Genomic DNA, 20,639 nt, shown 5'->3' with positions numbered 1-20,639 from the left:
ACTTGTTCACATGTTCCCTAGCAGCGCGCCCCCTGTCTATACTGAACGGGATGCTGCTCACCGCACCTCAACCGCCAAGAGGGACGGTCATGACCAAGGGTTCCGCTTATCCAGGCCTGTTGCTTGCGCTCAGCCTTCTTTCGTCCTTGCCTTCGTCGACACGGGCCGAAGACCTGTATGTAGGCAAAGTCTGTCCGGTGCTCTACCGTGAGCAAAGTGTCGGCGTACTGGCTTTTTCTCAGGAGTGGTATCACGCCGGCCGTACCGATGCCCGTTATATCCCGGGCGATAACGCAACCGGCGTAGGACTGGAGATACACTTTTTCACCAACGCCACCGGTGACATTAAGGGGCAAAACAGCGCCAGCTGTAGCCGCTACCGCATGTTGCAGGTGCGTCGTACGACAGCCCGACTCTATGATGGCGAAAAAGCGGTACAGATAGACGTACCTAATGAGTTTTCCAGCCCCTTCTACGATAATGAACCACTGGAATACGGTCATGGCACCCACCTGACGCCAGTCGACAACCGGGACAAGCCCTGGGGTGGGCGCCCGGTCAGAACTTCGACAGTGGCGATCTATGACACCCCGTTCGTATCGGGTCGATTCGGTATAGAGGGCCAGGATATTGAGGTGGGATTCGAAACCTGCGTGGTGTGCCAGCGCGAGCCGGGCTATGACAGCATACTGTCATGTGGTAACTGGGGTTACCGCCGCGAATATATCGATTCCATGAGCGGATGGAGCGAGGCGGAGTTCAACGGCGTACAGTGCGCAGCTGAGCCGAGCGAGTTGTTTAAGCAAACACTACAAAATTCCAACCGTATCGAATACAGCTACTGGATCAACTGGCGCTAACAATCGGGTTCAGTCGAGCAGTCGAACCCACACCCCCACTTTGAGTTGAGCACCTTCAGGCCCGGTAAAGGCCCCCTCAACTGGCGGCACGGATTCGGCACTGCGTGCGACCGCAACGGGTATATGGTCGGCCCCGACAAGCTCGCCGCCAGTGGGATCGAACCCTTTCCATCCTGCTCCCGGGATATACACCTCAGCCCATGCATGGGTAGTACCGAACAACTCAGGGCCGGGCGGCACGAACATGTAACCGCTGACAAAGCGGGCCGCGAACCCGAGGTGCCTCGCAGCCGCCATGAAGAGATTAGCAAAATCACGGCATGAACCACTGCCCAAGCTCAATGTTTGCTCAGGGCTCTGAACGCCGGGCTCCTCCCTGACCTGATAAGCGAACCGCTCTTTGATAGCGCTACAGATACGCTTGAGCAATGTATAAGACTGGATCGTCTCGCCTTGGCGCCATAACTGCCCTACCCAGCTCCTGAGCGCATCGGAAACCTCGCCACGCTCAACAAAGGGCCTTAATACCTCGTAGTCATCGTCGGTGTAGCGAAACGGATAGTGGACCGCATACGCCTCGACCAAAAAGTCCAATGGCGCCTGATCGTATTGCTGTATCTGGACTTCACTTAGAATCTCGAGTTCGGTACAGGGCTTATCGAACGTCAGAATGGCCACTGAATTGTTTTCGACATCCCGATACCAACGCACATCTTGAGGCTGGGGTGAAATGTCCAGACGGGAGCTGGCGATGCGCAGATCGTGGTCCTCACGGGGTCTCAGTCGTAGCCGGTGCGGTTCAAGTGTCACTTCGCCATTAAAGCCATACCAGGTACTGTGTCGGATGTTGAACGTTTTCATGGAAGTTCTGTCGACCTTTTTTGACGCTCTGGATACGAATTTCACTATACTTCCAGAGCCCGCCTTTATCTGACAATGGAGTGACCGATGCCGCGCCCTTACGCCCTGCCCACCACCTTTCTGTGCGCTATGCTGCTGACTACCCAGACCGAAGCAGGATGGAATGACCTGCTCAATCAAGGGCAGGAGTTGCTTAAACAGAGCACGAACACCCAGAGTAACAGTTCACGTGCTACTAATCTTGATAATGACACGCTCGCCGCAGGCCTGCGCGAAGCGCTCGAAGTGGGCACCCAGCGAGCAGTCGAAGGCCTGGCCGCCAAAGATGGCTATTTTGGAAACCCGAGCGTTCGAATCCCGATGCCCGGCTATATCGATACTGCCAGCGGCATGCTGAGAAAAGCAGGCCTTGGCAGCCAGGTAGACGCTTTTGAGCTGAGCATGAACCGCGCGGCGGAAGATGCGGTCACCGAAGCGACCCCAATTTTTGTCGATGCCGTCAAGGCAATGACCATCGACGATGCCCGACGTCTCTATAGCGGAGGCGACGACGCGGCAACCGAATATTTCAAATCGAAAACCTACGACAAACTTGCCGCCAAATTCAAACCCCGTATCGAAGCGTCCATGGCTGAATACGGTGTTACCAGCGCCTACAAACTGGTTGCCGACTCTGCACAATCCCAGCTGCCACTGCTTGGCAGCTTCAATCTGGATCTGACCGAGCATGTCACAACCAAGGCACTGGACGGTCTGTTCCTCATGCTCGCCGAAGAGGAGAAGAAGATCCGCGAACAACCGCTTGCACGCAGCACCGATCTACTCAAGAAGGTGTTCGGCCAGTAACCGGTACCAAAGTAGCCTTGTCTTGGTACATGCCTGGGCAACAATCCCGATAAGACCTGCCAACTTAGGTTGGCGGGCGTCCCCTAAAAACAATAACTGGATTATCAGGTTTACATGATGCCCTTAGGCCGACTGACTCTGCTTACCGTCGTTGCCATGATCGCATTCGCCAGCAACTCTCTGTTGTGCCGCGTGGCCCTGCGCGATACCAACATAGATGCTGCCGGATTTACCGCCGTGCGTTTGATCTCCGGCGCACTGATGCTCTGGTTCATTCTATCCATGCAGGGCAGGCGTCGCGATAACGCCGGCAGTTGGCCTTCAGCCCTTGCACTGTTCTCCTATGCGGCCCTCTTCTCCTTTGCCTACATCGATCTGGCGGCCGGCACCGGTGCGCTGATTCTGTTCGGAGCGGTTCAGGCCACCATGATCGGCTATGGCCTTTACAGTGGCGAGCGCTTCTCGGCTTTGAAATGGGCGGGTTTATTGCTGGCTATTGCAGGGCTGGTGGGGCTGGTATTGCCGGGCCTGACCGCGCCACCGTTGGTGGCATCACTCCTGATGGCCGGTGCGGGTATCGCTTGGGGTGTGTATTCGTTGCGTGGAAGAGGCGCTGGCGATCCATCGCTGGCAACAGCAGGAAACTTCATCCGCGCAGTACCGATGGCGGTTGCGCTGGCGGCTATGGGCTGGATTTCGGGCAGCCTGAATCTGGATCTGTACGGCATGTTCTGGGCGACAGCATCGGGGGCGCTCGCCTCAGCTCTCGGGTATCTGATCTGGTATGCCGTTCTTCCGCACATCAGTGCAGCGAACGCCGCAACCATTCAACTCAGCGCCCCGGTTATCGCCGCGATCGCCGGTGTCCTGTTGCTGGGTGAAGCGGTTACCCTTCGCCTTTTACTGGCGTCCGCAGCAATCCTTGGCGGTATAGCGCTGGTCATACAACAGCGCGCCCGCTAACCCCTTCTAGGGCTTGAGTCGCATGATTTTTCCACTATCGGTGGAAAAGTACAGCCAACCCTCAGGCCCCTGAATCAACGCACGTATCCGTTCACCCAGCGATACCAGCAACCGCTCTTCTGATATCGCCTTGCCTTTTTCATCGAGCGTTACCCGGTTCAGATGGGTCAGTTTCAAGGCACCGGCAATCAAATTCCCGCGCCAGGCGGGGAAGGCATCACCCGTGTAGTAAAGCAAACTGCCGGGGGCAATTGAGGGCACATATACCTTGACCGGCGATACCATGCCCTCGCGCTCAGTGCCTTCACCCACATCAATAGGCCCCCAATACTCCTTGCCGTAAGACAGTGTCGGCCAGCCGTAATTTCCCCCCGGCTGTATGAGATTAATCTCGTCGCCACCGCGGGGACCGTGCTCGATCTCCCATAGCCTCACCCCAACACCATCCCATGCCAACCCTTGCGGATTACGGTGACCATAACTCCATATCTCCGATCGGGCATCCCCGCGGCCGACAAACGGATTGTCCTCCGGCACCGAACCGTCGAGATTGAGCCGCAGCACGCTGCCGGCATGGGTACTTAGATCCTGTCCATTGGGCCTATGCCCCCGGTCACCCACGGAGAAAAAGATATGCCCGGCGTTATCGACCGCCATGCGACTGCCGAAATGCCGCTCGGTATCGGTGGCAGAGTCCGTGACAAGAAGATCCTGCCAGTCGCTCAGGGTATTGCCCTGTAATCGCGCACGTGAGAGCACGGTGACACCCTTACCGTCGACGCGTTTGACCCAGGTAAAGTAAAGCCAACCTGTGCCGCTCTTATCCTTAAGCGCGATGACATCGAGAAATCCACCCTGCCCCCGGGCTGACACCTCAGGCACACCCTTAATGGACACGACCTTTGAAGTCTTCAGATCAAGCAGGCCCGCACCACCTTCGCGCCGGGTAAAAAATATCTGGCGTTCATCGATGAAGGTCATCCCCCAGGGAACACCCAGATTTTCTGCCAGCACCTCCACCTCAAAAGGCATCCCCTGGCTTTCACCTTTGAAAACCACCTCGGCACGAATGGGCATGACAACCGACAGTGTGAGCATCAGCCAAAGCGCTGCCTGCTTTTTCATGACACCTCCTTTTGGACATTGCCAGCCTGCTTCAGGCTTTGGGCGCGGGTCTGTTTAAGGTTAGCATCCCGCCAGCGAAAACCAGCAGCATGCCGATCACCGTGATCACTGCGATGGTCTCATCCCAAAACCACCAACCAATGAGCGTTGCCAACACCACCGAGCTGTAGGTAAAGGGCCCCAACTGAGCCGCCGGCACCATGGTATAAGCCCGACTCATCGCCAACTGCGCGAGCGTCGACGTAATGCCCAGCCCAAAGAGCCAGACGAGTTCCACTGCATTGGGTGTGACCCAGTTAAATGCAGCAGGCAGCAGGGAGAAGAGCGCCCCGAAAAGCGCAAAATAGAACACGATGCGTTTTGGCGGTTCTGTCAGATGCATCCTGCGAACGGTTACCTTGGCTAGCGCGCTGAGGGCAGCACCGCACAACGCCACCAACACACCGAATGCGATAACACCCTGCTGAGGATTGAGAATCAGCGCCACTCCGGCAAACCCCACGGCCAATGCCATTTTGACTCGTCCCGGAACAGCCTCGCCCAGCCACCAGTGAGCGATCACCGGCACAAAGAACGGCGCGGTTTGCTTCAGCAGTGCCGCCTGTCCCAAAGGCAATGCTGACCATGAATAGTAAAGACAGCTCATCGCACCGATACCGACAACCGCCCGCATCAAATGCAAATGGATGTTAGCGGTTGCCAATTGGCCGACAGCACGCAGAATAACCGGCATCATGATGAGCAGCCCCATCAGGTTACGCATAAAGACGATAACCAGCGTAGGTAGATGATCGCTGACCTGCCGGATGATCAATCCGCTACCGACGAGCATGGACTCAGCCAGCACGACAAAAAGCGCAGCGGCGAAAATGGGGTGATTCAATGAAGGCTCCAAACGACACCGCCCCAATAAATTGGGGCGGTGATAAAGCGAAAGTGGCTTAGGTCAAATCTCGATACGCTCGAAACTATCGGGAAGTGCCGCTGCACCTTTGGCACTGGTCACAACCGCGACGCTTGCCTTTTCAGGCTTGAGGTACAGCTCGGCGACGCGCTTTAGGTCAGCAATGCCAACACTCAGTACCTCGCTGCGAAACTTCTGACGCTGCTCCGGAGTACGACCAAAAAGGCTGGCATGATAGGTCTGCTTTGCCTCACCCGCCGGTGAGCCCGGCTTGTCGATAGAGCTGACCACGCCGAGTATCGCCTCTTCCAGCTTTAACGGATCAATATCGGATTCGTTGATCCACCGCGCAGCTGCGTCAAAGTCGTCAAGCGTACCGGTGATACGCGGATCACGATACGAGAAGAACCTAAATACAGCATCACCACTATCCTGAGAGGCGCCGGCACCATACGCCCCACCTTGCTCACGTATCGCACGATGCAGATAGTTGTTCCGCAAGAACTCACCGAGCACCGTCAACGGCGCTGCATCGGCATGATCAACCGTTACAGTGGGAAACGCCTTGGCACAAAAGCTGACCTGGGTACTGGTCAACCAGGCCTGACTCACGCCTTGACGGGTCTGAGGCAGAGAGAAAGGCTCGAATGAGTCACTCACCGGCACGCTGGCCCAACGCATCTCAACCGCCTGAGACAATGACGCCTTGTACTCCTCCTCGCCCACGGTGAGGAAACGACGCGGAGCGCCCTTCATTCGTTCATGTATGCGCTGCAGGCGTTCGGATAGCTGCGCAAGCGCCGCAGCATCCTCCAGGGAGCGATCCATTGCCTTTACGCGGCGCACCCCTTCCAGACCACGCGAGTTATGTGCCAGCTGAGCGGAAGGTGCGAATCCTGCGCAGGCTGCCAACATCGCCATGCTATGGCCCTGCCCCGTAATTGACTGCTCGCGGCGGCTACGCATCTGCGACACGATTTCCCGCAAACGCTTGGTTTCATCGAATCGGGCCCGATCCAGCGTTTCAACCATCAGATCAGCCAATGCGTCCCGGTTTACAACCAGCGCCTTACCCGACAGCACAAGATAGCCCGTTACATCCTGCTCGTTCTCAGGACGGCCGCGCACTGTGGTATAGGCCGAGAAACCACCGGTTATCTGGCTCTGATAGGCCTGATTCTGTCGGTAATCACGCTCTCCGCAGCCAAGTTCGGTCAGGCAGTGGGTATACAGCGGCATCAACTCAAGCTCATCCTCGCTCAGCTTGGGAAGATCCATAATCACCTGTTGGTAAACCAAACCATTGGTACCGGCAGAGTACCAAGTGCCGTCCAACCTCGGCAGGCTCATGGACTCACCTTTAGGCAGATGCATCTCGGTCGGAACGTCCTCCAACGTCACACGCGGAAGGATCGATTCATCGTCGGACTGCATCTGACGCGCTTCAAGCTTGGCAGCAAGCTCGATAACAGCGTTTTTCTCCTCATCACTCATGGCCGCCTTGATCTCGGCCAATCGTGCAGCCTCGGCAGCATCACGAAGAGAAGCCAACTGATTGTCCGGACGCAGCGTCAAACGCACACGGTGCGGGTTATCCAGCAACCAGCGGCGTACCAGTGAAGGGATGTAGTCAGGATCCTTGATCGCCTCGCGCAATTTTTCAAGCGCCGCATCCACATTCAAGGCCGCCAGAGGGTCTCCTCGATGAACGCCTGACGAGAGCGCACCGAGGATCAACTGCAAACCAAACGGGTAGCTGTCGCCCGTAATTTCGCGCTGGCTCAATTCCAGCTGGTGCAGCTGCGCCTCGACCATCTCCTGTGGTACGCCGTCCTTTGCAACCTGCTCAAGAGTATCGATAACCAGTCGCTCAAACTCAGCCGCCTGCTCGGGGTTGCTCCCCTCCAGACCGCACATGAAGCTCATCTCACGGTTGGAATCCTCCAAACCGCACAGAGGTGACGGCGCACTGCCCAAGTCGCTGGATTCCAGTGCCGCCCGTAGCGGAGAGCTTGAGTTATCCAGCAGCACACGCGACAAGAGGTGCGCGCGCATCAGCTCGTCCAGATCAATGGACTTCGGCAGCAGCCAGCCCAGCACATGATGAGTCTGATTGTCGAGATCCTCCTGGTCCAGTGCATACGCCTCTTCCACACGTATAGGTGCGAAATAGCGTTTTTCATCTTCGACGAGGATTTCGTGATCGCTGCGCTCGAAACGCGACAGCGCCAAATCTTCGAAACGGCCCTGCAACTCGACCGCCTCAATATCGCCAAATGTCATGAAGACGGCATTACTGGGATGGTAGTGGCTACGATAGAACTCAAGCAGCTCTTCGTAACTGAGATCGGGTATGCAGCTTGGTTCGCCGCCGCTGTTGTGGTGATAGGTCGTGGTCGGGAACAGATACCGGGTCAGGGTTTGCCATAGCGTCGAGACAGGTGAGCTCATCGCCCCCTTCATCTCATTAAATACTACCCCCTTGTACACCAGCTCAGAGTCGGCATTGCCAGCCTCGGCAAATTCGACACGATGTCCTTCCTGCGCGAAGTCCAGCGGATCCAGACGCGAGAAAAATGCGGCATCCAGATACACGTCGAGCAGGTTGAAAAAGTCCTTGCGGTTCTGGCTGGCAAACGGATACGCGGTCCAGTCTGAACTGGTGAATGCGTTCATGAAGGTGTTGAGCGAACGACGCGTCATCATGAAGAACGGATCGCGTACCGGATACCGTTCGCTGCCACACAGCGCTGTGTGCTCAAGGATATGCGCAACCCCTGTGGAATCTTCCGGAACCGTGCGAAATGCGACCAGAAACACATTTTCGTCACGTTCAGCCGCTATATGGTAATGCTTGGCGCCGGTTACGATGTGTTCGAACTCTTGAACATCAACATTGAGCGAGTGGATCTTCTGAGTACGTAGGAAACGAAAGCTAGGATGACTGTTTACCGATTGCATAATAAAGACTTCACTCCGATAACGGTTCCGGGTGCAGCAACTCGCACCTTGTTAGCCCCATTGTATCTGTTCGCCCCTCCCTTTCCAGCACAGCATGCGCAGAGGGACAATCAGAGCCTATTGTGCACTGCACCATATCAGGGTTGGCGTTTTGATAAATTTAAACAATCAAACCCCCTCAGTCGATCAAAATATTTATTGTGCAGCGCACAAAATAGCGATTGACAGCCGCGCTCCCTGGTCATAAAGTGAACACAAATGCTGCAACGCAACATAAACGAGTCAACCCAAGTTCGAGAGGTACATACCATGTACGAAGAGATGAAAGACAAGATGAAGCCGGTTATGGATATGGCCGAAATCAACAAGAAGACTACTGAGAAGCTGATCGCTCTGCAGTCCCAGTACGTTTCTGATTTCGTAAACGCCAGCCTGTCTCAGATGAAAACCCTGAGCGGCACCAAGGAGCCCAAGGCTGCATTCGAAGCTCAGGTTAAGTACCTGAAAGAAGTTGAAGCCAAGCTGACCGAAGTCGCCGAAAAAGAGATGGCTGCACTGACCGAAGCTAAAGAAGAGCTGACCAGCATCGTCGAGAAAGCTGCTAGTGAGCTGAGCACCACTCCTTACTTCGCCGAACTGCAGAAGTTCATGAAGCCGATGGATGTGAAGGCTAAGTAAGCCGGATACGATCGGGTTCCCTGCTTTACCCAGTAGTCAATCCGTTCGATGGCCGCATGTCGGCCATCTTTTTTGCAACGCAGGAACGCTGTTGAATTTCGAGCAAGGAATGCCCGAAGTCAGGATGATAAGAGACCGATTCAGTCTTTTTGCATTGCACAAATACGACTTGACTTCGGGCAAACCGGTGGCTAAGGTGTACACAAAATGATGCACCGCACAATCGCCACCCGAAAATAATTTATCTGAGGATGCAAACATGTACGACGATATGCTGAAAGAGATGAAAGACAAGATGGCGCCGGTTGTTGAGATGGCCGAGATCAACAAAAAGACTGCCGAGACTCTGATCTCCCTGCAGTCTGAATACTTCTCCGATTTCGTAACCAGCGGTCTGGCTCAGGTCAAGGCACTGACTGAAATCAAAGAGCCGAAAGAAGCATTCGAGCTTCAGGTTAAGTACATCAAAGAGATGGAAAGCAAGATCACCGGCACTGCGGAAAAAGAGATGGCCGCACTGACCGATGCGAAAGAACAGCTGACCGCTCTGGTTGAGAAAAGCGTCGCTGAAATGGGTGAAATGCCCTACTTCACCGATCTGAGCAAGTTCGACTTCGGTTCTTTCGACATGACCAAGTTCATGCCGGAAGCCGTTAAGCCGAAAGCTGCTGCCAAATCGACTCCGCGCAAGACCACTGCTGCTACCACTGCGGCTTCCTGATCTCAACGCGCGATTGAAAAAATGGCTGCCCTTGGCAGCCATTTTTTTTTGTCTCCGGAATGTCGATCGATCAGCGCGCCAGCGCGGGTAGATCGCCATCAAGCCCCATTGCAAACTGCATTACACGGTCTTTCGCAAAAGGCAGCTTACCTGCCAACCCCAGCCCTATATTGCGTACCACCTTCATTGGGCTCGAATCATTGCTGAATACCCGATAGAACGCATCCATCGTTTGCATCATGAGCAGGTTATGTCGCCGACGCTGACGCTCATACTGTTCAAGGACCTCCAGCGACTCCCAAGCCTCACCTGCAGCGTGGGCCTTGATGATAACTTCAGCCAGTGCTGCCGCGTCGAGCAGACCGATATTGACGCCTTGCCCGGCCAACGGATGAATCATATGGGCGGCGTCTCCAGCAAGCGCGACACCTTCTGCAACATATCGCTGCGCATGCTGCCTTCTCAACGGGAAAAATCCCCGCTCAAGCAGTTGATCAATCTGCCCAAGGCGATCGGGGAATGTAGCGATTAGCTCCTCCATGAAACGGCGCTCTGGCAGCTCCATTAAGCGCCTCACTTCGTTAGGCGTGTTATACCAGACAAGCGAGGCGTTATTTCCAGAAAGAGGCAGGAACGCCAGCGGGCCCGTTGGCGTGAACTGCTGCCATGTGATGTCCTGCTGCTCATAAGCCGTCTCGACCGACGCCACCAGCGCGTACTGGTCGTAATCCCACTTATGCGTGCCGATCCCGACCGCATCGCGAACGCGGGACTGACCGCCATCGGCTGCAACCAACAATCTGCCAACCAACTCCCGCCCATCCTGCAGTCGGATCAGACTGGCGCCCGGCGAGTAATCAATTGCCTCTATCTGTGCCGGACAGATCAGATCCACGTTATCGATCTGCTGAAGACGCTCGAGCAAAGCGAGCTGTACTACACGGTTCTCGACGATGTTTCCAAGGTAGGGACGGTCTATACGACTGGCGTCAAACTCGGTTGCAGCACGCGTATCACTCGCCTCCCATACCCGCATACGCCGGTACGGACACAGTCGACGGGATACGATGCCGTCCCAGGCACCGACATGACGCAGAATATTCTCAGATGCAAGGCTCAGCGCCGATACTCGGAGGTCGTGCGGCTGTTCGGACGAAAATGCGGGAGGATACTGCTGCTCAACGACAGCCACTGTCAGATTGCTACCAGTCAGTGCGCAGGCGATGGTTGCACCCACCATACCGCCACCGACGATCAAGACATCATATCGCTGATTCATACCCTAACCCTTATGCATGGTTTGCGCGCAGTATACTCCAGAGCGGGATTGAAACCTTGTGACAGATCAAGCACTACCGCCCCATCGCGCAGCCCAAAACAGAGAAGCCCCGCTATAACGGGGCTTCATGACTGGCCGATTATCTTAAATCAACCCAGCTTTTCGATACCGCCCATGTAAGGCCGCAGAACTTCAGGAACGGTGACACTACCGTCTTCGTTCTGGTAGTTCTCCAGCACTGCAACAAGCGTACGACCGACCGCAAGACCAGACCCGTTCAGCGTATGCAGTAACTCGGGCTTACCGGTTTCCGGATTACGCCAGCGGGCCATCATGCGGCGCGCCTGGAAATCGAGCATGTTGGAGCAGGAAGAGATCTCACGATACTTGCCCTGCCCCGGCAGCCACACCTCAAGGTCGTAGGTTTTTGCAGCACTAAAGCCGAGATCTCCACCACACAGCGCGATGACACGATAAGGAAGATTCAGCTTCTGGAGAATGGACTCGGCGTGACCGGTCAGTGCTTCCAGCGCTTCCCAGGACTTGGAAGGCTCGACAATGTGTACCAGTTCCACTTTTTCAAACTGGTGCTGACGAATCATGCCCCGTGTATCACGGCCGGTAGAACCTGCCTCTGAGCGGAAGCACGGCGTGTGAGATGCAAACATCATCGGCAACTCAGATGCCTCGACGATCTCGTCGCGCACGATGTTCGTCACCGGCACTTCAGCCGTCGGAATCAGGTAGTAGTGACGGTCGCCAAACGGCAACTTGAACAGGTCCTCTTCAAACTTGGGTAGCTGACCTGTCCCTTGAAGCGACTCGGCATTGACCATGTATGGCACATAGACTTCGCTGTAGCCGTTTTCGCTCGTATGGGTATCAAGCATGAACTGTGTCAGTGCGCGATGCAGTCGGGCTATTCCACCTTTCATCACCGCAAAACGCGAACCGGTCAGCTTGGCCGCTGTTTCGAAATCCAGCTCGTTATTACGCTCACCCAGCGCGACATGATCCAGCGGTTCGAAACCGAACTCAGGCGCTGTACCCCAGCGACGGATTTCGACGTTGTCGTCCTCGGACTCACCCTCCGGCACCGATTCGTCCGGCATGTTGGGCACACCCATCAAAATAGCATCAAGCTGTGCCTGGATATCGTTAAGCTCCGCCTTGGCTGCATCCAAGCGGTCACCCAATGATTTGACTTCATCGAGCAGTGGTTGAATATCTTCTCCGGATGCCTTTGCCTTACCGATACTCTTGGAGCGGGTATTACGCTCATTCTGCAAAGTTTCAGTATCGACCTGAATCGATTTGCGCTTGTTGTCCAGTTCAACGAACTGCGCGACAGGGAACTCATACCCCTTCTTTTTTAGCGCCTCAGCCACCGCTTCAGGGTTGGCCCGGACCAATTTCGGATCAAGCATGGAGAAAAAATACCTTAATATTCAAAAATTCGATTAAGCGCTCGGAAATCTCGCCCGCATCAGATAAGACGGGTCAATGCCAAGCCCACATATAAAGCGGCCAGACATAGAAGAAGGCTCAATGATATATAAATCAGGGCGGACATTATATGCCCCTCCTGAATCAACGCCACAGCCTCGAGCGAGAAGGTGGAGAATGTCGTAAAAGCCCCCATAAAACCGGTCATCAACAGGGGACGCATCTCGGGCGATAACTTTGCGCGCTCCAGTACCAGCACGAAGCACACGCCCATCAGAAAGGAGCCCAGCACATTCACCGTCAGCGTGCCCAAAGGCAGCTTATTCTCTGCGTTATTCAAGACACCGCTGACCCAGTAACGTCCCATAGCACCCACGGCGCCGCCCAGGGCGACCAGTAACCAGTGAATCATGCGCTTATCCTTCTAAGCCTTGGACTGCGTCCGTCTTCGTGGGCTTTGTTGATCCAGTTGCCGCAAACGCTCCAGCTTTTCGCCGAGCTTGATCTCAAGCCCTCTCGGTTCTGGCTGATAATAACACCGCTGAGCAATCTCATCCGGCAGGTACACCTCGCCGGCTGCATAAGCATTGGGCTCATCATGGGCATATCGGTATTCAGCACCGTGCCCCAACTCCTTCATCAACGATGTCGGGGCATTGCGCAAATGTGCCGGCACTTCATAACTCGGGTCCGCCCTGACATCGGCCAGACACTGTTTAAACGCGCGATACAAGGCATTACTTTTTGGCGCCAGCGCGCAGTAAACTGCGGCCTGCGCTATGGCACGCTCGCCTTCGGCTGCCCCTACACGCTCGAACGCATCCCAGGCTGACAACACAATCTGCATCGCCCGGGGATCTGCGTTACCGATATCCTCTGATGCGATAGCAACCAAACGACGCGCCACCACAAGCGGGTCGGCGCCACCGTCTATCATCCGGCAATACCAGTACAGCGCCCCGTCTGCAGAAGAACCCCGTACCGACTTGTGAAACGCGGACAGCTGATCGTAAAAAAGATCGCCACCCTTGTCATAACGCCTGCCACCGGCCTGTAAGACTTCGGACAGAACCTCGGCGCTGACACGCTCCACAGCGCCATCCGGCTGGGCCAGGTCCGCCGCTATCTCAAGCAAATTCAGCGCCCGGCGGCCATCACCATCAGCCGCTACGATCAACTGATCGATCACACCTTCGTCAAATTGCAACGCCCTCTGACCAAGCCCTCGCTCGGAGTCTTTGAGCGCTTTGGTAATGATGCCGTGCAGGTCATCCCGCTCAAGCGACCTGAGAATGTACACACGGGCCCGCGAAAGTAGCGCGTTATTGAGTTCAAAAGAGGGGTTTTCAGTTGTCGCACCGATAAATATGACAGTGCCATCCTCGACATAAGGCAGGAACGCGTCCTGTTGCGACTTGTTGAAGCGGTGCACCTCATCGACGAACAAAATGGTCTTGCGTCCACTTTGCGCCTTCAACTGTGAGGCTTGTTCAACCGCCTGGCGTATATCCTTAACGCCTGCCAGCACGGCGGAGATGGTCGTGAAATGCGCATCCACCTGCTGCGCAATCAGCCGCGCCAGTGTTGTCTTGCCGACTCCCGGAGGGCCCCATAGCACCATTGAGTGCACCAACCCCTGTTCAAGCGCCTGCCGTAACGGCTTGCCGCGCCCGAACAGATGGCCTTGCCCCGCATATTCGTCAAGATTGCGGGGTCTCATCCGTGCCGCTAACGGCTCGTACCCGCTGGTCTGTTCAGCAAACAGATCCTGCATCAAACCCCCGGATCAAGAATCAGATCCACCCCTTCAGGCGGCGTAAACGTGAATCGTTTGGGATCGGGGTTAGCATCAAGCTCAATGCCGTTGAGCAAAATTGCGGTACGCTGCCCCAGACTGTCCTCCAACAGCAACTCGCTGAGCACTTCATCTTTGAACAGCAACCGTATGCGCTCAAAACTTCTTTGATCTGTCATCGGCAATAACTCAAACACTTCGCGATTCCCCGCCTCTTCGATCTGACGAATATCGAATCGAGTGCTCAATGCATCAACTTTACCGTTGAGGATAAGGGCCGGTGCGCTCTCGGACTGATCATCAGCGGGCTTGCGCGTAACCTGCTCCAGATCAGGGTCGTACACCCAGATATAGTGCCCATCACTGACGATCCGCTGCTCGTATGGGGTGTGCGTGCGCCAATCAAAGCGATCAGGTCGCTCAAGGACAAACTCGCCTGTAGAGTGCTCTTGACGAGCCCCCTCCTCTGACAAGGTGTATTGCTCGAACTCGGCGCCAAAACTCTTGTGGCGTGTGAGCAGTTCACTCAATCGATCAACGGCTGCGGCATGCAATGCAGTGCTGATACTGAAAAGCGCACCAATCATCGCGCCTTTAAAATAGTTTGACATAGTACTCAGTCTCTCGGTGGTGGCGGTGCCAGAACGTCACGCTGACCATTTGAGCCCGCCTCACTGATGACACCGGCCGCCTCCATAGATTCAATCATTCGTGCGGCGCGGTTATAGCCAATTTTAAGCTTACGTTGTACCGATGAAATGGAGGCTTTTCGCGTCTCCGTCACGAATGCCACTGCCTCGTCGTACAACGGATCAGCCTCGTCATCGAACAGGTTGCCGCTGCCTCCTCCGGCGCCGCCATCGCTGCCGGGATCACTCAGAATATCGTCGATATAAACCGGCGATCCCATAGAGCGCCAGGCTTCTACTGTTCTGTGAACCTCATCGTCACTGACAAACGCTCCGTGCACACGGTTCGGAACACTGGTCCCTGCCGGCAGGTAGAGCATGTCACCATAGCCGAGCAGGTTTTCAGCGCCGGACTGATCAAGAATGGTCCGGGAGTCGATCTTGGATGACACCTGAAAGGCGACTCGGGTCGGAATATTCGCCTTGATCAAACCAGTGATAACATCAACGGACGGACGCTGGGTGGCCAATATCAGGTGTATCCCCGCGGCCCTCGCCTTCTGCGCGATACGCGCAATCAGCTCCTCCACTTTTTTACCGACCATCATCATCATGTCGGCGAATTCGTCGATCACGACCACGATATACGGTAAGCGCTCCAGCGCCGGAGCGGGCTCGTCCGGATCAAAGCCCATCTCCTGCGGATTCCACAAAGGATCTGGAATCGCCTCGCCGCGCTGTTCTGCCTGCGCAAGCTTGTCATTAAAACCGGCAATATTACGCACGCCCATCTTGGCCATCAGGCGATAACGCCGCTCCATCTCCGCCACGCACCAGCGCAAGCCTCCTGCCGCCTCCTTCATATCGGTGATAACGGGTGTCAGCAGATGCGGTATCCCGTCGTAGATCGACAACTCCAGCATCTTCGGGTCCACCAAGATCAGGCGGACCTCTTCCGGTGTTGCTTTGAATAGGAGACTAAGCAACATCGCATTAACGCCAACTGACTTACCGGAACCGGTGGTACCTGCCACCAGCAGGTGAGGCATTTTGGCAAGGTTCGCAACCACCGGATTACCGGCAATGTCATTACCCAGGGCCAGCGTGAGCCTGGAGCTTGCTTCGAGGTAGGGCTTGGCGTTAAGCACTTCGCTCAGGCGTACAGTCTGTCGAGAGGCGTTGGGTATCTCGATACCGACAACCGACTTGCCCGGAATAACCTCAACAACACGAACGCTGGATACCGCCATGGAGCGGGCCAGATCACGCGCCAGGTTTGAGATTTTGCTGGCTTTTACGCCAGGCGCTGGCTGAAGTTCGAATCGTGTGATAACAGGGCCTGGATTAACCTCAACCACCTCAGCAACCACCCCGAAGTCCTTGAGCTTCTGCTCAAGCAGGCGTGACATATCCTCTAGCTCTTCTTCACTGTACCCCTGCTCTGTTTGGAGTTCAGGCGGATCCAGAAGGTCCAGCGATGGCAAAACGTGCATCGGCTTGGAGGGTACGGACGCCGATTTAGCCTCAGCAGGCTCCTCCTCAACCAACGGTTTGTGAGACTCTGACAGCGGCACAATCTTCAGCCCACGACGGCTTGCCCCGGCATCGGCTGTAGACGGCGCACCCTTAACGGGCCTTTGCATACTCACAGCTGCGTTGTCAGGTGCACTTGCAGCCGACTTTTCGGGCATGTCCTGCCAAGGCGGCAGTTCAGGAGCGTCATCACCTTCATCATCCAGTGCACTGAACGAAAAAGAGGGCTCCAGAGGCGGCTCCGCACTCTGTTGATATTCTGTGACTTCAGGCATCGGCTGCGTGCGCGAGCGGATAGCCGTTTCGGAACCGTATGCGGCACGCGACGGCTCGGCCTTTGGCTTTTCAGCTTCAGCGGCGACCCGTCGTTTGAACAGTGAGGGCTTTTCCGCCACAGGCGCGGGCGATGCTTTCACCGGCTCCGGTTGATACGCTGCCTTACGTGCAAACGCCCCGGAGACGCGATCCCACAGGTGCAGTAACCCTCCCCCACAAGCGTCCAGCGCTGTTTTCCAGGAAATATCAGCGTAGAGTGTCAGACCAAAGAGCATCAGCGTCCAGTGCACAACAGATCCACCCGCCAAGCTAAGCCAGGCAACGGAAAGATCGGATATGGACTGGCCAACCAAGCCTCCCGCCGTGAAGGGATACCTCAAGCTTTCATTCGAGATATGCATCGATGCAAGCGCAGACAACGCTATAAGCATCAAGACCGCGCCCGTGGTTCTCAGCATGACGAAGGGAATAGCATCAAGCACCCCCTCCTGCCGCCGTCTCAGAAACCTGACCGCAGGCCATATCAAGACCAGCGGCACGACATAGGCACCAAGACCGAGGATAGATATCGCCACATCAGCGAGCCAGGCCCCGGTAATGCCCGCCAGGTTAGACACCTCGCTTTGATACCCCATGTGCGACCACCCGGGGTCGCGCACGTTGTAACTGAATATCGCCAGCAGCAGGAAAAGATTACAACCAATTGCCAACACCAGCCCCGCCTCCTTGGCGGCCCTGGCCAGTTTTACTCCCAATGCTGTCGGAGTATCGATACGCTTTTCGCTCAAGCCCTTCTATCCTTACTGCGTCACCCATGCGATTGAGGGTGAAAAATACCATATTTACCCATCAGTAGCCGAGCCCGTTGCCACGTATACGTGCATGGACATTAACTGGCCTTGAAGGTACATTCCTGATCATTCCACACATTGAAATTCTTCCTCGTGGCCCAAATTACATAAGCTACTGACGACCTCCATTCAAAACGGACACTCTAATCATCATGAGCGAAACACAACATCACCGTCTGATTATTCTGGGCTCTGGGCCTGCCGGTTATACCGCCGCCGTATACGCTGCCCGCGCCAACCTCAACCCGGTCGTAATTACCGGCATGCAGGCCGGTGGCCAGCTCACCACCACAACCGATGTCGATAACTGGCCCGGCGATGTCGACGGGGTTCAGGGGCCCGAACTGATGCAACGCATGCAGGCGCATGCCGAGCGCTTTAACACCCAGGTTATTTTCGACCACATTAACGAGACCGATCTTCAGAACCGTCCGTTCCGCCTGAAAGGCGATATGGGTGAATACACCTGTGACGCCCTGATCATTGCCACGGGCGCCTCCGCTCAATACCTGGGCCTGGATTCAGAAGAAGCGTTCAAGGGCAAAGGCGTCAGCGCCTGTGCAACCTGCGACGGATTCTTCTACCGCGGTCAGAAGGTTGCCGTTATCGGTGGTGGCAACACCGCTGTAGAGGAGGCATTGTACCTTTCCAATATCGCGGCCGAAGTTACCCTTATCCACCGTCGTGACAGCCTGCGCAGTGAAAAGATCCTTCAGGATCATCTTTTCGACCGGGCGGAGAACGGCAATATCAAGATCATCTGGAACCATCAGCTTGATGAAGTTCTCGGCGATGAAACCGGCGTTACCGGCGTACGCATCAAAAGCACTCAGAATGACAGCACTCAGGAGCTTGATCTGCAGGGTGTATTCATTGCGATCGGCCATCGCCCGAACACAGAGCTGTTCGAAGGCCAGCTCGATATGCACAACGGTTATCTGAAAATCCGCTCGGGCCTCGAAGGCAACGCTACACAGACCAATATCGAAGGCGTTTTTGCAGCGGGAGATGTGTGTGACCATATCTACCGTCAGGCAGTCACTTCCGCCGGGTTCGGCTGTATGGCCGCTCTCGATGCCGAGCGTTTCCTCGACTCGCTCAGCAAGTAAGTGCGCGATTAACTCAAGGTGTGCCCATGATCCCCTGGCTCCATCCGGCCCGCCTTGAGTTCCCCCCTGTACACACCGCATTGGAAGAACCCAACGGCCTACTGGCGGCTGGCGGCGACCTTCGTCCAGATCGCATACTCGCGGCCTATAGAAACGGCATCTTTCCATGGTTCAATGATGACGAGCCGATACTCTGGTGGAGCCCAGATCCGCGTTGCGTGCTGATTCCGTCTGAGCTTCACATCTCCCGAAGTCTGCGCAAGACGCTTCGAAAACAACACTACAGCGTTACATTCGATACAGCTTTCGCAGAGGTCATCGCCGCATGCGCTGCGCCCCGCACCTATAGCGCCGGCACCTGGATCAGCCCGCGCATGCAGAACGCCTACCTCGAACTGCACCGCCTCGGGCATGGCCACAGCGTCGAAGTATGGATGGAGGACCAACTGGTTGGCGGGCTTTACGGCTTGGCCATTGGCGGCGTGTTTTTCGGCGAGTCGATGTTCAGTACACGAACGGACGCGTCAAAAATCGCCTTTGCTCATTTGGTCGAACATCTGAAAAACTGGGGCTATGCTTTGATTGACTGTCAGGTGTACAACGATCACCTGGCCAGTCTCGGGGCTCGCGAGATTCCACGCCCGACATTTATCGCACAACTCAACAAGCTGCTCCAGCTTCAGCCAGAGCACGAGTGGCGAGCGAGCCATTGCTTCCAACACGAGGGTAGTGCCTCATGAGCGATCTACAAACACTCCGCTTTTATGCGACACCGCCGCATGATTGCAGCTATTTGCCGGGCCGCAAGGCCAAGACGCTTTTTGTCGATCCTCAAGCTGAGGTAACTGGGGACCTGTACAGTCAGCTGAGCGACCTTGGCTTCAGACGTAGCGGCTCCCATATCTATCGTCCGCACTGCGACAGCTGCAACGCCTGCGTATCAGTCAGAATACCGGTACGCGAATTCAGGCCGTCCAAGACGCAACGCCGCATCTGGCGACGCAATGCCGATCTTAGCGTCGCAAGCGTATCGCCACAGCTGACAATCGAATACTACCGACTCTATGATCGCTATATCACCCAGCGCCACAGCGACGGTGATATGTACCCGCCCTCGCCGAGTCAGTTCATGAGCTTTCTGGTTGAAGGCCGCCAACCCAGTACTTTCTATGAGTTTCGTGACAGTCGCCGCGAGCTGGTTGCAATAGCCGTGACTGACCAACTCGATCAGGGTTTGTCCGCACTCTATACGTTTTACGCGCCGGAAGAGGAGAAACGAAGCCTGGGTAGCTATGCAATCCTCTGGCAGATCGAAGCGGCCAAACAAGCGGGCCTTGATTATCTTTACCTCGGTTACTGGGTAAGAGACTGCCGCAAGATGAACTACAAAACCGCCTTCAAGCCTCTGGATATGCTCATTGCCGATCAGTGGATTCGGGTCTGAGCCCCCCTCTCGCAACCACGCAATCCTCAAATCTCTTTGATATAACAGCAGGATTCAGGCAAAATAATGCGCTTTCCGACCGGCGCGTATCCTGCCGGGTACAAAAAACAGCCCTGAGGTAAAGAGTGAATGGCCAAAGAAGATTCAATTGAAATGGAAGGCACTGTAGTCGACACCCTGCCCAACACGATGTTCCGTGTCGAGCTGGAAAACGGCCACGTCGTTACAGCGCACATTTCAGGCAAGATGCGCAAAAACTACATCCGCATCCTGACCGGCGACAAGGTTAAAGTTGAACTGACACCTTACGATCTGACCAAAGGCCGCATCGTATACCGCGCCCGCTAATAAGCGCGAG

19 protein-coding genes are annotated in these 20,639 nt (G+C 55.6%); 9 read left to right on the top strand and 10 right to left on the bottom strand.

Features of this window, described 5'->3' with window-relative positions; all coding sequences use genetic code 11:
- Positions 1–860: hypothetical protein (locus ADIMK_RS10185; RefSeq protein ID WP_368085833.1), on the top strand; the 860-nt coding region annotated here is incomplete at its 5' end.
- Between the two features lie 9 nt (positions 861–869).
- Here ADIMK_RS10185 and ADIMK_RS10180 read toward each other — a convergent pair.
- Complete coding sequence (locus ADIMK_RS10180; RefSeq protein WP_036187267.1) at positions 870–1,721, bottom strand: transglutaminase family protein; 852 nt, start codon at positions 1,719–1,721, stop codon at positions 870–872.
- Positions 1,722–1,808: 87 nt separating this feature from the next.
- Between ADIMK_RS10180 and ADIMK_RS10175 the strand changes: the two genes are divergently transcribed.
- Both ADIMK_RS10175 and ADIMK_RS10170 read left to right on the top strand, forming a co-directional pair.
- Positions 1,809–2,567 (top strand): DUF4197 domain-containing protein, encoded by a 759-nt coding sequence (locus tag ADIMK_RS10175; protein WP_036187264.1) that lies wholly within the window; start codon positions 1,809–1,811, stop codon positions 2,565–2,567.
- Positions 2,568–2,684: 117 nt separating this feature from the next.
- Positions 2,685–3,530 carry a DMT family transporter gene (locus ADIMK_RS10170; protein WP_036187260.1) on the top strand — a complete coding sequence of 282 codons (846 nt, stop codon included), beginning with the start codon at positions 2,685–2,687 and terminating at the stop codon, positions 3,528–3,530.
- A 6-nt stretch (positions 3,531–3,536) separates the two neighbouring features.
- Here the strand turns inward: ADIMK_RS10170 and ADIMK_RS10165 are convergent, their stop codons facing one another.
- From ADIMK_RS10165 to ADIMK_RS10155, 3 genes are all read right to left on the bottom strand, one after another.
- Positions 3,537–4,655 (bottom strand): PQQ-dependent sugar dehydrogenase, encoded by a 1,119-nt coding sequence (locus ADIMK_RS10165; RefSeq protein ID WP_036187257.1) that lies wholly within the window; start codon positions 4,653–4,655, stop codon positions 3,537–3,539.
- Between the two features lie 31 nt (positions 4,656–4,686).
- On the bottom strand, positions 4,687–5,538 hold the full coding sequence (locus ADIMK_RS10160) for a DMT family transporter (RefSeq protein WP_036187255.1): 852 nt from the start codon (positions 5,536–5,538) through the stop codon (positions 4,687–4,689).
- 63 nt (positions 5,539–5,601) lie between these two features.
- Complete coding sequence (locus tag ADIMK_RS10155; RefSeq protein WP_036187251.1) at positions 5,602–8,520, bottom strand: insulinase family protein; 2,919 nt, start codon at positions 8,518–8,520, stop codon at positions 5,602–5,604.
- Positions 8,521–8,778: 258 nt separating this feature from the next.
- On the opposite strand from ADIMK_RS10155, the gene ADIMK_RS10150 reads away from it, so the two are divergent.
- Both ADIMK_RS10150 and ADIMK_RS10145 read left to right on the top strand, forming a co-directional pair.
- A complete protein-coding gene (locus ADIMK_RS10150; RefSeq protein ID WP_051692832.1) occupies positions 8,779–9,198 on the top strand; it encodes a phasin family protein in 420 nt (139 codons plus the stop codon).
- A gap of 259 nt (positions 9,199–9,457) precedes the next feature.
- The gene (locus ADIMK_RS10145; RefSeq protein ID WP_051692830.1) at positions 9,458–9,919 is read left to right on the top strand and encodes a phasin family protein; all 462 of its coding nucleotides are present in this window, start codon (positions 9,458–9,460) and stop codon (positions 9,917–9,919) included.
- 70 nt (positions 9,920–9,989) lie between these two features.
- Here the strand turns inward: ADIMK_RS10145 and ADIMK_RS10140 are convergent, their stop codons facing one another.
- The 6 genes from ADIMK_RS10140 to ADIMK_RS10115 form a co-directional block, all read right to left on the bottom strand.
- Entirely contained in the window at positions 9,990–11,198 is a 1,209-nt protein-coding gene (locus tag ADIMK_RS10140) for a UbiH/UbiF/VisC/COQ6 family ubiquinone biosynthesis hydroxylase (RefSeq protein ID WP_036187249.1), read from the bottom strand.
- 149 nt (positions 11,199–11,347) lie between these two features.
- The gene (gene serS / locus ADIMK_RS10135; protein WP_036187246.1) at positions 11,348–12,625 is read right to left on the bottom strand and encodes a serine--tRNA ligase; all 1,278 of its coding nucleotides are present in this window, start codon (positions 12,623–12,625) and stop codon (positions 11,348–11,350) included.
- Between the two features lie 59 nt (positions 12,626–12,684).
- Positions 12,685–13,056: a fluoride efflux transporter CrcB gene (crcB, locus tag ADIMK_RS10130; RefSeq protein WP_036187243.1), complete on the bottom strand. Its 372-nt coding sequence runs from the start codon at positions 13,054–13,056 to the stop codon at positions 12,685–12,687.
- Positions 13,057–13,068: 12 nt separating this feature from the next.
- Positions 13,069–14,418 (bottom strand): replication-associated recombination protein A, encoded by a 1,350-nt coding sequence (locus ADIMK_RS10125; RefSeq protein ID WP_036187240.1) that lies wholly within the window; start codon positions 14,416–14,418, stop codon positions 13,069–13,071.
- Positions 14,418–15,050, bottom strand: a complete 633-nt coding sequence (gene lolA / locus ADIMK_RS10120) for an outer membrane lipoprotein periplasmic chaperone LolA (protein WP_036187237.1) — start codon at positions 15,048–15,050, stop codon at positions 14,418–14,420. Before lolA ends, ADIMK_RS10125 begins: the two co-directional genes overlap by 1 nt.
- A 5-nt stretch (positions 15,051–15,055) precedes the next feature.
- A complete protein-coding gene (locus tag ADIMK_RS10115; RefSeq protein WP_036187233.1) occupies positions 15,056–17,665 on the bottom strand; it encodes a DNA translocase FtsK in 2,610 nt (869 codons plus the stop codon).
- Positions 17,666–17,880: 215 nt separating this feature from the next.
- Here ADIMK_RS10115 and trxB point away from each other — a divergent pair, with 215 nt between their 5' ends.
- The 4 genes from trxB (at position 17,881) to infA (ending at position 20,629) form a co-directional block, all read left to right on the top strand.
- A complete protein-coding gene (gene trxB / locus ADIMK_RS10110) occupies positions 17,881–18,837 on the top strand; it encodes a thioredoxin-disulfide reductase (protein WP_036187219.1) in 957 nt (318 codons plus the stop codon).
- A gap of 26 nt (positions 18,838–18,863) precedes the next feature.
- Positions 18,864–19,577, top strand: a complete 714-nt coding sequence (gene aat / locus ADIMK_RS10105; RefSeq protein ID WP_051692828.1) for a leucyl/phenylalanyl-tRNA--protein transferase — start codon at positions 18,864–18,866, stop codon at positions 19,575–19,577.
- A complete protein-coding gene (locus tag ADIMK_RS10100; protein ID WP_036187217.1) occupies positions 19,574–20,281 on the top strand; it encodes an arginyltransferase in 708 nt (235 codons plus the stop codon). Before aat ends, ADIMK_RS10100 begins: the two co-directional genes overlap by 4 nt.
- A 129-nt stretch (positions 20,282–20,410) precedes the next feature.
- A complete protein-coding gene (gene infA, locus ADIMK_RS10095) occupies positions 20,411–20,629 on the top strand; it encodes a translation initiation factor IF-1 (RefSeq protein ID WP_028468938.1) in 219 nt (72 codons plus the stop codon).
- The last annotated feature ends 10 nt before the right edge of the window (positions 20,630–20,639 follow it).

This window comes from Marinobacterium lacunae, from assembly GCF_000705555.1.
Classification (GTDB): Bacteria; Pseudomonadota; Gammaproteobacteria; order Pseudomonadales; family Balneatricaceae; genus Marinobacterium_D; species Marinobacterium_D lacunae.
The sequence above is the reverse complement of the archived record's forward strand: the minus strand, read 5'-3'. Positions and strand labels throughout refer to the sequence as shown.

Bases quoted from the DNA above. Each gene is read 5' to 3' on its own strand.
- ADIMK_RS10180 (WP_036187267.1), bottom strand. From the start codon at position 1,721: ATGAAAACGTTCAACATCCGACACAGTACCTGGTATGGCTTTAATGGC.
- ADIMK_RS10175 (WP_036187264.1), top strand. From the start codon at position 1,809: ATGCCGCGCCCTTACGCCCTGCCCACCACCTTTCTGTGCGCTATGCTG.
- ADIMK_RS10170 (WP_036187260.1), top strand. From the start codon at position 2,685: ATGCCCTTAGGCCGACTGACTCTGCTTACCGTCGTTGCCATGATCGCA.
- ADIMK_RS10165 (WP_036187257.1), bottom strand. From the start codon at position 4,655: ATGAAAAAGCAGGCAGCGCTTTGGCTGATGCTCACACTGTCGGTTGTC.
- ADIMK_RS10155 (WP_036187251.1), bottom strand. From the start codon at position 8,520: ATGCAATCGGTAAACAGTCATCCTAGCTTTCGTTTCCTACGTACTCAG.
- ADIMK_RS10150 (WP_051692832.1), top strand. From the start codon at position 8,779: ATGCTGCAACGCAACATAAACGAGTCAACCCAAGTTCGAGAGGTACAT.
- ADIMK_RS10145 (WP_051692830.1), top strand. From the start codon at position 9,458: ATGTACGACGATATGCTGAAAGAGATGAAAGACAAGATGGCGCCGGTT.
- ADIMK_RS10140 (WP_036187249.1), bottom strand. From the start codon at position 11,198: ATGAATCAGCGATATGATGTCTTGATCGTCGGTGGCGGTATGGTGGGT.
- serS (WP_036187246.1), bottom strand. From the start codon at position 12,625: ATGCTTGATCCGAAATTGGTCCGGGCCAACCCTGAAGCGGTGGCTGAG.
- crcB (WP_036187243.1), bottom strand. From the start codon at position 13,056: ATGATTCACTGGTTACTGGTCGCCCTGGGCGGCGCCGTGGGTGCTATG.
- ADIMK_RS10125 (WP_036187240.1), bottom strand. From the start codon at position 14,418: ATGCAGGATCTGTTTGCTGAACAGACCAGCGGGTACGAGCCGTTAGCG.
- lolA (WP_036187237.1), bottom strand. From the start codon at position 15,050: ATGTCAAACTATTTTAAAGGCGCGATGATTGGTGCGCTTTTCAGTATC.
- trxB (WP_036187219.1), top strand. From the start codon at position 17,881: ATGAGCGAAACACAACATCACCGTCTGATTATTCTGGGCTCTGGGCCT.
- aat (WP_051692828.1), top strand. From the start codon at position 18,864: ATGATCCCCTGGCTCCATCCGGCCCGCCTTGAGTTCCCCCCTGTACAC.
- ADIMK_RS10100 (WP_036187217.1), top strand. From the start codon at position 19,574: ATGAGCGATCTACAAACACTCCGCTTTTATGCGACACCGCCGCATGAT.
- infA (WP_028468938.1), top strand. From the start codon at position 20,411: ATGGCCAAAGAAGATTCAATTGAAATGGAAGGCACTGTAGTCGACACC.